Source organism: Gordonia sp. 852002-50395_SCH5434458 (assembly GCF_001665905.1).
GTDB lineage: Bacteria > Actinomycetota > Actinomycetes > Mycobacteriales > Mycobacteriaceae > Gordonia > Gordonia jacobaea.
On record NZ_LZTC01000055.1, the window covers coordinates 40548 to 53351 of the forward strand.

Annotated in this window: 12 protein-coding genes; 6 read left to right on the plus strand and 6 right to left on the minus strand. The window is 63.0% G+C overall.

What is annotated here, in order from left to right; translation table 11 throughout:
* Position 1 precedes the first annotated feature (1 nt).
* Positions 2 to 1195, minus strand: coding sequence for a dephospho-CoA kinase (gene coaE, locus A5785_RS13340; RefSeq protein WP_064866880.1), 1194 nt, complete (start codon positions 1193 to 1195; stop codon positions 2 to 4).
* Between the two features lie 137 nt (positions 1196 to 1332).
* Positions 1333 to 1914: a helix-turn-helix domain-containing protein gene (locus A5785_RS13345; protein ID WP_064866882.1), complete on the minus strand. Its 582-nt coding sequence runs from the start codon at positions 1912 to 1914 to the stop codon at positions 1333 to 1335.
* A 192-nt stretch (positions 1915 to 2106) separates the two neighbouring features.
* Between A5785_RS13345 and A5785_RS13350 the strand changes: the two genes are divergently transcribed.
* Genes A5785_RS13350 through A5785_RS13365 form a run of 4 tightly spaced genes read left to right on the plus strand, consistent with a single transcriptional unit; the run spans position 2107 to position 6642 of the window.
* Complete coding sequence (locus A5785_RS13350; protein WP_064866884.1) at positions 2107 to 3570, plus strand: purine-cytosine permease family protein; 1464 nt, start codon at positions 2107 to 2109, stop codon at positions 3568 to 3570.
* The gene (locus A5785_RS13355) at positions 3567 to 4532 is read left to right on the plus strand and encodes an isopenicillin N synthase family dioxygenase (protein ID WP_064866886.1); all 966 of its coding nucleotides are present in this window, start codon (positions 3567 to 3569) and stop codon (positions 4530 to 4532) included. Before A5785_RS13350 ends, A5785_RS13355 begins: the two co-directional genes overlap by 4 nt.
* A complete protein-coding gene (add, locus tag A5785_RS13360) occupies positions 4532 to 5599 on the plus strand; it encodes an adenosine deaminase (RefSeq protein WP_197494436.1) in 1068 nt (355 codons plus the stop codon). Before A5785_RS13355 ends, add begins: the two co-directional genes overlap by 1 nt.
* A complete protein-coding gene (locus A5785_RS13365; protein ID WP_064866889.1) occupies positions 5596 to 6642 on the plus strand; it encodes an isopenicillin N synthase family dioxygenase in 1047 nt (348 codons plus the stop codon). Before add ends, A5785_RS13365 begins: the two co-directional genes overlap by 4 nt.
* Before the next feature lie 156 nt (positions 6643 to 6798).
* Here the strand turns inward: A5785_RS13365 and rpsA are convergent, their stop codons facing one another.
* Positions 6799 to 8268: a 30S ribosomal protein S1 gene (gene rpsA, locus A5785_RS13370; RefSeq protein ID WP_049698146.1), complete on the minus strand. Its 1470-nt coding sequence runs from the start codon at positions 8266 to 8268 to the stop codon at positions 6799 to 6801.
* A gap of 290 nt (positions 8269 to 8558) precedes the next feature.
* Here rpsA and A5785_RS13375 point away from each other — a divergent pair, with 290 nt between their 5' ends.
* Together A5785_RS13375 and A5785_RS13380 are read left to right on the plus strand one after the other, a co-directional pair.
* Complete coding sequence (locus A5785_RS13375) at positions 8559 to 9161, plus strand: 2'-5' RNA ligase family protein (protein ID WP_064866891.1); 603 nt, start codon at positions 8559 to 8561, stop codon at positions 9159 to 9161.
* Positions 9127 to 10038 (plus strand): class I SAM-dependent methyltransferase, encoded by a 912-nt coding sequence (locus A5785_RS13380; protein ID WP_442902850.1) that lies wholly within the window; start codon positions 9127 to 9129, stop codon positions 10036 to 10038. The genes A5785_RS13375 and A5785_RS13380 overlap by 35 nt, the downstream gene beginning before the upstream one ends.
* Before the next feature lie 30 nt (positions 10039 to 10068).
* Here A5785_RS13380 and A5785_RS13385 read toward each other — a convergent pair whose 3' ends face one another.
* From A5785_RS13385 to A5785_RS13395, 3 genes are read right to left on the minus strand one after another with little or no spacing between them, the layout of a single operon-like run.
* Positions 10069 to 10854, minus strand: coding sequence for an amino acid ABC transporter ATP-binding protein (locus A5785_RS13385; protein WP_269449552.1), 786 nt, complete (start codon positions 10852 to 10854; stop codon positions 10069 to 10071).
* Positions 10851 to 11810, minus strand: coding sequence for an amino acid ABC transporter permease (locus A5785_RS13390; protein WP_064866893.1), 960 nt, complete (start codon positions 11808 to 11810; stop codon positions 10851 to 10853). Before A5785_RS13390 ends, A5785_RS13385 begins: the two co-directional genes overlap by 4 nt.
* Positions 11811 to 11813: 3 nt before the next feature.
* Entirely contained in the window at positions 11814 to 12749 is a 936-nt protein-coding gene (locus tag A5785_RS13395) for an ABC transporter substrate-binding protein (protein ID WP_197494437.1), read from the minus strand.
* Positions 12750 to 12804: the final 55 nt, after the last annotated feature.

A 12804-nucleotide genomic window follows, 5' to 3' on the forward strand; every position in this document is an offset into this window, starting at 1 on the left:
GCTAGGTCTCCCGACGACCGGCACGCCAGGCGGCGACTCGCGCATATGCCCGATCGAACCAGGGTTCCTTCGCCGCGACGTACGCGTCGCGGTCGCCGTCTGCAGCGGCCATTGCGGCCAGCTTGATCTCGGCGTACTCGTCACGTGCTGCGGCGTCTGACCTCAACCAATCGCGGAACTCGACGGCGAACCGACCGCCCGGTGATCCCTGCGCCCGCACATGCACATTGACCGACCGCCCGGGATCGGCCGAACCGTGGAACCTCTTGCCCCACAGGCCGTCATCGACCGAGCCGGTCTCCGGGTCCGGCTTCGGCCGGTCGCTCGTATTCTCTGGATTACGCGGGAACCCGCCGTCGGCCAGCACGTCGGCCAGAGCATCCGCGACGTCGAGGTCGGCGACGGTGATCTGGATGTCGATCGTCGGCTTCGCGATCAACCCCGGCACCGCCGTCGACCCGATGTGATCGATCGCCGACGCTTTGTCGCCGACGATCGCCCACAGGCGATTGACCAGTCGCACACCCGTGGCCGCCCATGCCGGCTCGGGATCGGCCAGTGCCAACGGGCCGGGGACGATCGTCCGGGAACGCACATTCTCCTCGTATGGCACCAACCGCTCGTCCCAGAGGTGTGCGGCAGCGTCCGCGAGATCGTCTGGTGTGCCCGAGTTGTCGAGCCAGACGTCGGCGACGGCCCGTCGCTGTTCGTCGGTGGCCTGGGCGCGTATTCGGGCGCGTGCGTCGTCCTCGGGCATGCCGCGCAACTCGGTCAACCGTTGGACGCGCAGTTCCTCGTCTGCCCCCACGATCACGACGAGATGGAAGAACGGAGCCATGTTGCCCTCGACGAGTAGCGGGATATCTTGCACCACAATCGCATTCGACGGCGCCTCGGCGAGCAGTTCCTGCGTACGGGCACCGACCAGCGGGTGCGTGATCGAGTTCAGCTTCTGCCGACTCTCGTCGTCGACGAACGCCTTGGCCGCCAGTGCTGGCCGATCGAGCGTCCCGTCAGCGGCCAGAATGTCGTCGCCGAAAGCCTCAACCAACTGCGTCAGACCGGGCGTTCCGGGTTCGACGACCTCGCGGGCGATCTTGTCGGCGTCGATGTGATATCCACCCCGCTCCACGAAGGTCTTGGCCACGGTCGATTTGCCGGCTCCGATGCCGCCGGAGAGCCCTACACGGATCACGAGGTCCAGTGTGGCAAACGACCGCCAGAGCTTTTGCGCGACATCGACAACACCGTCACCTCGACAAGACCCATGGACGCTGTGTCGCCGGCGGCATGAGCATTTCCGCCATCATCGAAAAGGATACGACCCCACACTCACCGATCACCGCTGATGATCAATAGCGCGTCTGCGGGCTGGTTGTCGACCAGTAGCCACCGATGCCGCAACGGCGAGGGGTGGGTGATGAGTTCGCCCGCCCCGATCCGATACGTGCCGGCACCTTCAACGGTGACGTCCAACTCGCCGCCGATGAGGTAGAGCGCGAGCACGCCGGGCGTCTGGAACCATTCTCCGATGTACTGATCAGGCTTGATGGAGTACTCGATGATCTGCAATCGCGACTGCGGGTCCATGAGCATCACGCGTCCAATTGCGGCATCAGCACGATCAGAAACTGGCAGCATCTGGCCATCGCCGCGGCGGACGACCTCGACCTGGTCGTCGGTGCTGGCCGGAAGGAGGTCTCCAGGAGTAACTCCGAGAGCTTCGGCCAACCGGTAGACCGTGATCATCGACGGCATGCTCAGTCCGCGCTCGATCTGGCTGAGGAACGGCTGGCTGATACCCGCGCGCGCAGCAACCTCGCGCATTGATAGATCCGACCTTTCACGAATTGCTCGGATCGCAGCGCCGGCACGGACTGCCAACGCCTCCTCATCGAGCGCCTCGGACACCATGACCACATCCTTCCGCTGTGAACTTTCCTGAGTTGCCGTGGTTCTGCGTTACGTGCCAGAAACACTCGGAATATAACTGAGAAATATCAAGGCCTCAGTCTTATAGGTGTGAGTAATCACCGCTGCGCTTAGTCTGTTCCTCCCGAGCGCTGGAATTGAACGTCACACCAACCACAACCCCAGGACGTGCAGATGGCAAGCATAGACCAACCACCGATAGACGGGAGTGATCAGAAGTCGCTCATTTCCGTTGAACAACGAGGTATCGAGCACATACCCGAGTCCGAGCGACACGGTCGACCCTGGCAGGTCGGCGTGATGTGGTCCGGTCTCGTGCTCAACGTACTGTCAGTCGTCTACGGCAGCATCCTCGTGGCCCTCGGTCTCAACGTGTGGCAAGCGCTACTCGCGATCGTGCTCGGGAACCTGACCTGGATCGTCACCGGCGTAGTCTCGCTGGCCGGCCCGGCTGCCGGAACGACCACATTCGGCGTCTCACGAATTGTGTTCGGCCGTCGCGGAGTGCGACCTGTTGCCTTCTTCAACTGGATCATGATGCTCGGCTACGAGGTCCTCGACCTGGTGGTGATGGTCCTCGCGGCAAGTGCGTTACTAAAAATGGGCGGCGTACAGGTGTCGAATCCGATCCAGGTCGCACTCGTCGTCGGACTGTCGGTGCTGCAAGCGATCCTGCCGCTACTCGGCCATTCCGCAGTGACAACTGTTCTCCGAGTGCTGGTCCTACCCTTCGCCGCCATTTTCCTGATCATGGCATGGCTGATTGCGGACAAGGTGAGCACAGGCGTCGGCGCACCAGGTTCACTTGCTGTGTTCCTCGGCGGAGTCGCCTTGGTCGCGAGCAGCTCCGGGCTTGGTTGGGCATCGTCTGCTGCGGACTACTCTCGCTATCTCCCGGCAGCGACGAAACGCCGTCGGATCGTTGGAGCAGTCACTGCGGGCGGCGCGATTCCGCAGATGTTTCTGATGGCCCTCGGTGTGGCCATCGGCATCGCCATGCCAGACGCCACCGATCCGGTGAGCGGGTTGTCGACGGTGTTTCCTACGTGGTTGGTCGTCATCTATCTACTGCTCGTGATCGTGCAGATGGTCGCGCTCAATGCTGTTGATCTCTATTCGTCGGGTGTCACCCTGCAGGCCATGGGAATTCGCCTAAAGCGCTGGCAAGCAGTAATGCTCGACGGCGTTATCTGCGGAGTCATCGGCGGCATTGTCGTCTTTTCCGGCGATTTCTACACCTTCGTCAACAACTTCCTTCTGTTCATGATCATCTGGTTCGCGCCATGGGCCGGCATCTTCTGCACGGACCTCTGGCTCCGTCGCGCGCAGTATCCAGAAGTGACACAACCACTTCGGGTTGCCTGGTCGTTGCCTGCCTGCACAGCTCAGTTGCTGGGCATGGTCGCGGCAACCGCGTGCATCCACACGTCGATCTACACCGGGCCGCTCGCTTCCGCTCTCGGCGGCGCCGACCTAAGCGTCATCGCCGGGCTCGTCGTCGGAGCGATCTCGTATGGCCTGCTGACATCACGAAGCGACCGAACGACGCCTCACCCTTTTGACCACACCAGCGACCTGATCGTCGCACCACCCACTACCGCCGCACCCGTCGCGGCGAAAGAAGGAGAACTCGCATGACCACGCCAATTCCATTGATCGATATAGCGTTGTGGCGCAACGGATCTACCGCTCAGAGGGATGAACTTGCGGCAGTTGTCGACGCAGCTCTCGTCGAAAGCGGATTCCTCCTGGTCGGCGGCCACGGAGTCGCCGGCGCGCTGCGCGACGACCTACGCGCCGCCGCCCGTCGATTCTTCTCACTGCCGGCCGATGTCAAGGCACGCTATGCGTCCGCGGTCGGCGGACGCGGTTGGATTCCGCCGGGTAAAGAGGCCAATGGTGCCCTGCTCGGGATGGACCTCCCGCCGGACCTCAAGGAGACGTTCGTGTCTGGCCACGAACTCGACTCGGGAGACGCAGAAGTCAACGCCGAGTGGTTTCCCGCGAATGTCTGGCCAACCGAGGTGGCCGAACTGGAACAGTTGTGCGAGACCTATGCCGCCAACATGCGTGAATTCGCAGACGATCTACTCGAACTCCTGGCGACCGCGGCCGGCCTGCATCCGCGATGGTTCGCCGAGCGGTGCGCCGAGTCCCCGCATTCCTTCAACATCAACCGTTATCCTGCACTGCGGTTGACCGGACCGGTCCACGAGGGCCAGTACCGCATCGCGCCGCACACCGACTTCGGGACGATCACCATCCTCGACCGTCAACCCGGCTACGCGGGCCTGCAGGTATGCACCCGCTCTGGCAACTGGATCGATGCGCCTGTGGTGAGGGACGCCTACACCATCAACATCGGAGACTTGATGGCGCGCTGGACAGGGGACCGTTGGACATCCACCCGCCACCGTGTGCTTCCGCCTTCGCCCTTGGCGCCCGACGAAGAGTTGATCTCGCTCATCTTCTTCTACGAGGCAGATCTGGATCAGGTGATCGAGTCGTTCCCGCCGCCGTTGGGCCGGGACAACGACTACGAACCCGTCACCGTCAGCGACTACCTCCGGTCTCGCTACAGCGCGATCGCGGTACCGTGATGGCTGCGCATCCGATGTCGGTGTCGAGGGAGCTGGCACGCGAGATCCCCAAAGTGAGCTTGCATTGCCACCTCCTAGGCGCAGTACCGGCAGCCACAGCAGTCGAGCTCGCGCGACGGCACGGCGTCGAGATCCCTGGAAATCCCGACGCAGCAAGCATTTACGACAGTCAGTCGTACGACGATCTCGGGCAGTTCTTGTCCGTGTACGACTTGGTGGGCCAGTCGCTGCAAACGCGTGACGACTTCAGTCGAGTCACGTATGAATCGCTGACCGTATTCGGTTCCGACCACGGCGTGACCTACCGCGAGATCTTCGTGTCCCCGCAGCCGAGTCCCCTGCCATACGCTGAGGCACTCGCCGGGATCGTCGACGGGATGCACGATGCGCGCAGCGACTGCGGTATCGACAGCCGGATCATCATGGCCATAAATCGCGAACACACAGTCGCTGAGGCGATCGAGTTCGTCGATCTCGTGATCGATAACCGAGTCGACGAAGTAGTCGGCATCGGACTCGACTACGAAGAGGTCAACGGACCGCCGGCGCAGTTTGCTCCCGCGTTCGAGCGTGCAGGCCGGGCGGGTTTGCACCGAACCGCGCACTCCGAGAGTGGCCCACCATCGGCGATCGAGGTCCTTCTCGATCAATTGCATTGCAGCCGAATCGATCACGGATACCACGTGGTGACCGACGACCGGATTGCACAAAGGTGTGTCGACGAGCAGATTCCGTTCACGGCGACCCCGGTCAGTTCCGACATCGGCCGCTACAGCGGGTCCGGTGACGGCAGTCATCGACGGATCAGGGAGATGGTCGACCGTGGCATCGTTGTGTGTATCGATTCCGATGATCCGCCGATGTTCGGCACCGATCCCACCAACGACTACTACGCGCTCAGCACAGCGTTGGGGTATGACGCCACCCAACTCGCCCAATTCACCCACAACGCGATCACGGCGTGCTGGCTCGATGATTCCGACAAAGTCACTCTTCGCAACGACTTGGCTGACTGGCTGCACGCCTATGCCAACCAATCCACCGCAAAGGTTGCTGAAACGTTATGAGCACCAGATCTTTTGAGATACCGACGATCGACATCACGCCGTACGTGAGTAACGGTTACGACCCCGACCGCCGCAGGGTTGCCGACGCCGTAGACGCCGCATGTACTCGGGTCGGCTTCATGCAGATTGTCGGCCACGGCATTCCTCGAGGCGTTCTGAGCGGCCTCGGCGACGCCATCGACGCGTTCTTCGCACTCCCGCTCGAGACCAAAAAGCAGTATTGCATCGTCGGTGCCAACCGCGGCTACACCCCGCCCAAGTCCGAATCCCTCAGCCTCAGCGTCGGAATCGAACCGTCGTCGCGGATGAATGACTTCTTCGAAGCATTCAACGTCGGTGTGGAAGCAGGCTCGTTCGTAGGTCTCGACCTCGACGAGTCGGACTACGGCATCAACGTCTGGCCCACTGAGACCGCTGGGTTCGAGGAGCAGGTCCGGGCCTACTTCGCCGAAGCGGGACGCGTTGCCCGAACTCTGACGACGATTTTCGCCGATGCACTGAGTCTGCCGACAGACTACTTTGACCGCCTCACCGATCACTCGATCGACGTGCTGCGCATGAACAACTATGCCCTCACCGAGGGCATGGCGGCACCAACCGACGACATCACTGGCATGGGTGAGCACACTGACTTCGGCATCGTCACGGTACTCTGGGCCGACCAAGTCGCAGGATTGCAGATTCTCGGCACAGACAATCGGTGGCACAACGCCCAGCCGGCCGATGACGCGCTCCTGGTCAATCTTGGCGACCTGACCGCCAGAATCACCAACGATCGTTGGATGTCGACGCTGCACCGAGTCAAGCCACCTGTAATCGAAGGGATAGTCGCACGCCGTCGATCCGCAGCCTTCTTCCATGACGGCAACGTTGATGCCGTGGTCGAGACCGCGGAGCCATTCCTCGATGCAGACTCGGGCCTTGCGTACGAGCCGATCACGGTACGTGATCACATCAAGGCAAAACTCGCCGGATCACGGCAGGGCAAGGCCAATGCCGGAGCCGTTCGCGAGGCCGCGCGCGTTCTGGCGGCATCTAGTTGATGCCCTGCGGGTGACCACCTGTCGCCATCCGACGCATAGACGGATAGCGTTCAACGCCCACCGACTTGGCCATTCCGAACAACACAACGCTCCCCGGCTCGCAATGAGCCGGGGAGCGTTGTGTTGGTGCTGTGTCAGACCGTCAGGTCCGAACTATCAGGCGTTGCCCGACAGCTTCTCGCGCAGTGCGGCGAGCTGCTCGTCGCTGGCAAGCGAGCCGCCCGACGATGCGGGAGCGCTGCTCGACGAAGCGCTGCGGCTCTCCGACGATGCCGACGAGTAGTCCTGCGGGGCCTTCTCGGCCTCGGCTGCGGCAGCAGCGAACTTCTCGATCTGCGCGGTGTGCATCTTGTGGCGACGCTCGGCCTCGGCGTAGCGGTTCTCCCACTCTTCACGCTGCTTCTCGTAACCGTCGAGCCATTCGTTGGTCTCGGCGTCGAAGCCCTCGGGGAAGATGTAGTTGCCCTGCTCGTCGTAGCTGTCGGCCATGCCGTACTTCGAGGGGTCGAACTCCTCGGTGTAGTCCTCGTTGGCCTGCTTGAGGCTCAGCGAGATACGACGACGCTCGAGGTCGATGTCGATGACCTTGACCATCGCGTCGTCGCCGACGGCGACAACCTGGTCAGGGACCTCGACGTGGCGCTCGGCCAGCTCGGAGATGTGGACGAGGCCCTCGATGCCGTCGTCGACGCGGACGAACGCACCGAACGGAACCAGCTTGGTGACCTTGCCCGGCACGATCTGACCGATCGCGTGGGTCCGGGCGAACTGACGCCACGGGTCTTCCTGAGTTGCCTTGAGCGACAACGACACACGCTCGCGGTCGAGATCGACGTCGAGAACCTCGACCGTGACCTCGTCACCAACGGTGACGACCTCGGACGGATGATCGATGTGCTTCCAGGAGAGCTCGGAAACGTGGACCAGACCGTCGACGCCGCCGAGATCGACGAACGCACCGAAGTTGACGATCGAGGACACGACGCCCTTGCGGACCTGGCCCTTCTGGAGCTGGTGCAGGAACTCGCTGCGGACCTCGGACTGGGTCTGCTCGAGCCATGCACGACGCGACAGCACCACGTTGTTGCGGTTCTTGTCGAGCTCGATGATCTTGGCTTCGATCTCCTTGCCGATGTACGGCTGCAGATCGCGCACACGACGCATCTCCACGAGCGATGCCGGGAGGAAGCCGCGCAGGCCGATGTCCAGGATCAGGCCGCCCTTGACGACCTCGATGACGGTGCCCTTGACGGCCTCGTCCTTTTCCTTGAGCTCCTCGATGGTGCCCCAGGCACGCTCGTACTGCGCGCGCTTCTTGGACAGGATGAGGCGGCCTTCTTTGTCCTCCTTGGTGAGAACAAGGGCCTCGACCTCGTCACCGACGTTGACGACCTCAGAGGGGTCGACGTCGTGCTTGATCGACAGTTCGCGAGAAGGGATCACGCCTTCGGTCTTGTAACCGATGTCGAGCAGAACCTCGTCACGATCGACCTTGACGATGGTCCCTTCGACGATGTCGCCATCGTTGAAGTACTTGATCGTGGAGTCGATGGCTGCGAGGAAGTCCTCAGCCGAGCCGATATCGTTGACGGCTACTTGCGGCGAGGTGATCGTGGGGGACGACATATGTTGAGTTGCTCCGGACAGGTATGTAGTAGGTACAGTTCACATTGTTTGAACAGCGATGTCAGGCGACGCGCGGCTCGATCACAGTGCCACCGAGCTGCGTCCTCCCAGGTCATCACACGAGGGTGACGTCCAGGTGACGACAAGCTGAACTGCGCGAAAGATGCCTCCACGCGCTTTGTCTACCTTACTCTAGCGGCGTTGTGCTGGGCAAATACCACTTCTGAGCGCATCCCGCCACCGCGCAAATGACACGGGCCGGGACACCACGACAGGCGAGGGGTGCAACGTTGGCGCATTCGGTGGAATTCCTCTTCGACGACGAGTCAGAGGTTCGCCTGCGCATGTTCTGGGAAGCCCTCGCGGCGTCGCACCTGCCCAACGCAGGCACGAACCCCTCGCCCACCAACCGCCCGCACGTCACGGCCGTCGCGACGCGACGGATCGACCCGGCCGCCGACCGGGCAGTACGCCAGTGCACCGCAACACTTCCGATCCCGGTCACCGTCGGCGCGCCATTGATCTTCGGCCGTGGCGACCGCCTCGTCGTCGCACTGCTGGTGGTGCCGACCGCCCGCTTGCTGACCGCCCATCTGCAGCTGGTCGAGGCGCTGTCCGGATATGCGTTCACCGCCGACGACGAGCCGGGCGTCTTCTCCCACTCACTCCCGGGCTCCTGGACCCCACACGTCACGATGGCACGCCGTGTGCACTCCGACGTCCTCCCCGACGTCGTGGCCGCGCTCGATCTGCCCCCTCACGGCATTCGCGCCGGTGCTACCGAAGATGGAGGCATTCGCGCGACCATCACCGCGATCCGACGCTGGGACGGCGACAGTCGAACAGATGTCGTCTTCGATGAGCATCCCGACGGTTCGGGTTCGGCCTCATGACTCCCGGCCGGCCGATGGTTCCGCCATCTCTAAACTCAGTCAGGTGATCGGCGACGACGAGACTCCCCACGCGCCGCGACTGCTCGGCCGTATCGATTCGTCGACGAGCGATGCCGCGAGCCGCGCCTGGTGGGATGCAGAGGCGCAGGACTATCACCGCGAACACGGCGGGTTCCTCGGCTCCGACTCCCGTGGCGGCGAGTTCGTGTGGGGACCAGAACGGTTGCGAGAGGCCGACGTTCACCTGCTCGGCGATGTCGCCGGCCGCGACATCCTCGAGATCGGGTGCGGTTCCGCGCCGTGTTCACGGTGGCTCGTCGCCCGAGGTGCGCGCACCGTCGGACTCGATCTGTCGCAGAAGATGCTCGCGCACGGGCTCGCCACCATGAAGCGATTCGACGAACCGCGCGTACCGCTCGTTCAGGCGACCGCGGAGTCGCTGCCCTTTGCCGACGAGAGCTTCGACATCGCGTTCTCGTCGTTTGGCGCAGTGCCTTTCGTCGCCGAACCCGCCCGGGTGATGGCCGAGGCCGCACGCGTCCTGCGGCCGGGCGGCCGCTGGGTCTTCTCGGTGAATCACCCCATGCGCTGGATGTTTCCCGACGATCCAGGGCCCGCCGGGCTGACCGTCACCATGCCGTACTTCAGCAGAACGCCCTATTCCGAGGTCGACGCCGACGGCACGGTGACCTACGTAGAGCATCACCGCACCATCGGCGATCGAGTCCGCGACATCCGCGCTGCCGGACTGATCCTCGACGACATCGTCGAGCCGGAATGGCCGGACGACCTCGAGGATGAGTGGGGTCAGTGGAGTCCGCTTCGGGGACAGTACTTTCCGGGCACCGCGGTGTTCTGTTGCGTCAAACCCAGCTGATCACAGAGCAATTGGTGACAGCGGAATCGATCACAACAGCTTCGACAGAAAGGTCTTGGTCCGCTCGTGCTGCGGATTGGCCAGCACCTCTCGTGGATCGCCCTGTTCGACGACGACGCCACCGTCCATGAACACCAGTTGGTCTGCCACCTCGCGGGCGAAACCCATCTCGTGGGTGACCACGAGCATGGTCATTCCACTTGCCGCGAGTTCGCGCATGACGCCCAGCACCTCACCGACCAGTTCGGGATCGAGCGCCGACGTCGGCTCGTCGAAGAGCATCAGTTTCGGCTCCATCGCCAGTGCTCTGGCAATCGCGACGCGCTGCTGCTGTCCGCCGGAGAGTTGCGACGGATAAGACTGCGCCTTGTCGGCGAGTCCGACGCGCTCCAGCAGGTATTCGGCGCGAGACGTGGCCTCGGCCTTGTTCTTTCGTTTGACCTGCGTCGGCGCCTCGATCACGTTCTCGATTACCGTCCGGTGAGGGAACAGGTTGAAGTGCTGGAACACCATGCCGATGTCACGACGCTGCTTGGCCGCATCCTTCGGACTCATCTCATACAGTTTGCCGCCACGTTCGCGATAACCGATGAGGTCGCCGTCGACGTACAGCCGTCCCGCGTTGACCTCCTCGAGATGGTTGACGCAACGCAGGAATGTCGACTTGCCAGAGCCCGACGGACCGATGATGCACAGGACCTCGCCGCGCTCGACCTCCAACGAAATGCCTTTGAGCACCTGCGTCGTACCGAAGCTCTTACACACCCGGTCGGCCAGCACCATCGGTGTCGCCGACGTCTCTTCGACCACCGTCATGCTCCCCCACCCCCGTGTTGTGGATCGGTCACCTCTGCCTCTGCGGCGAGTGCCTTGAGTTGCTTACCTGTCAGCGCACGTGTCGCACCCCGCGCGTAGTGCCGCTCCAGGTAGTACTGCCCGACCATCAGGATGCTCGTGACCACGAGGTACCAGGTCGACGCGACCATCAGCAGCGGGATCGGCTGGAAGATCACGCCCGAGATGTCACGAGCACGACCGTACAGTTCGAGGCTGAACGGCACCGCCGCCACGAGGCTCGTGGTCTTGAGCATGCTGATGACTTCGTTGCCCGTCGGCGGGATGATCACACGCATCGCCTGCGGGAGCACCGTTCTGCGCATGGTCTGCGACCATGTCATACCCAGCGCCACCGACGCCTCGGTCTGCCCCTCACCCACCGACGACACACCCGCGCGCACGATCTCCGCCATGTAGGCGGCCTCGTTGAGGGCCAGGCCGATGACCGCGAACAGAAATGCAGCATTCAGCGACTGGATATCGAAGTGCGCGAACTGAACTGTGAACGGGATACCCAGGTCGATGCGCTTGTAGATCGAGGGGAACAAGCCCCAGAACACGAGTTGGACGTACACCGGCGTACCGCGGAACACCCATAGATAGACCCACGACGTCGAACGGAGTACCGGATTCGGCGACAGTCGCATGATCGCCAACACGACGCCCAGCACGATCGCGATCACCATCGACAGGACCGTCAGCGCGAGTGTGTACCCGACACCCGACATGATGCGGGTGTCGAACAGGTACTTGGCGTAGGTGTCCCACGCGTAGGCCTTGTTGGTGGCCGCGCCGTAGATGAACAGGGCGACAAGGATGAGCACGATCGCCGCGGCGATCCACTGACCGGGATGTTTGAGCGGTACGGCCTTGATCGGGGTCGGCTCCGCTTTCGCGGAGTCGACCCCGACTCTGCCGTCAGACGGCGTCGACACGGATCAGCTGACCGCGCCGTTGATCACAGATTTCTGGATCGCGCCTGCTTCGACGCCCCAGTTCTCGGCGATCTGCTTGTACTGACCGTTGTCGATGAGGTGCTGAACAGCCTGCTGCAGCGCCTGGGTCAACGACGACCCCTTCTGCACCGGGTAGCCGTAGGGTGCCGAGTCGAATACTCCGCCTGCGGCCTCGAGCTTGCCGTCCGAGCGCTTGATCGCGTAGGCGGTCACGGGCGAATCCGCCGACATCGCATCCACCTTGCCGAGCACGAGAGCGTTGGTCGCTTCGTCCTGGCTGTCGAACTTGACCTTCTCGATGGCAGGCTTACCCGCGTCGGTGCACGCCTTGCTCTTGGCAGGAACCTCGTCGGTGTCCTCGACGGTGGTCGACTGCACCGCGACCCGCTTGCCGCAGGCGTTGTTCGGGTCGATGTTGCCGCCCGCCTGCTGCGCCCACTGCACACCGGCGTTGTAGTAGGTGACGAAGTCGACCTGCTGCTCGCGCTCCTTGCTGTCGGTGAACGACGACATGCCCACGTTGTAGGTGCCCTGCTGGATCGCCGGGATGATCTTGTCGAAGTCGGCTTCCTTGTACTCCGGCTTGAGACCGAGCACTGCGGCGACCGCGTTCATCAGATCCACGTCGTACCCGACGATCTTGCCGGAGGGATCCTTGAACTCGTTGGGGGAATAGGGAACGTTGACACCGACGATGAGCTGGCCCGACTGCCGAATCGGTTCAGGCACAAGCGCGGCGATGGAATCGACCTTGGTCGCCTCGACGGCCTTCGACGAGCTGGCCGCGCCGCCGGCCGACCCCTCGTCGGACTCGTTGTTCGTACATCCGGCGAGTACCAAAGCCAGCACTGCCACCAGTGCGGCGAACAGGCCACCGAATCGCCATGATCGCGCACGTGTCGATCGCTGAAGTCGCATCGAAATCCTTCCCCCGGCACCCCTGTGGGCGCCTCGAGACCACACACCGACACAC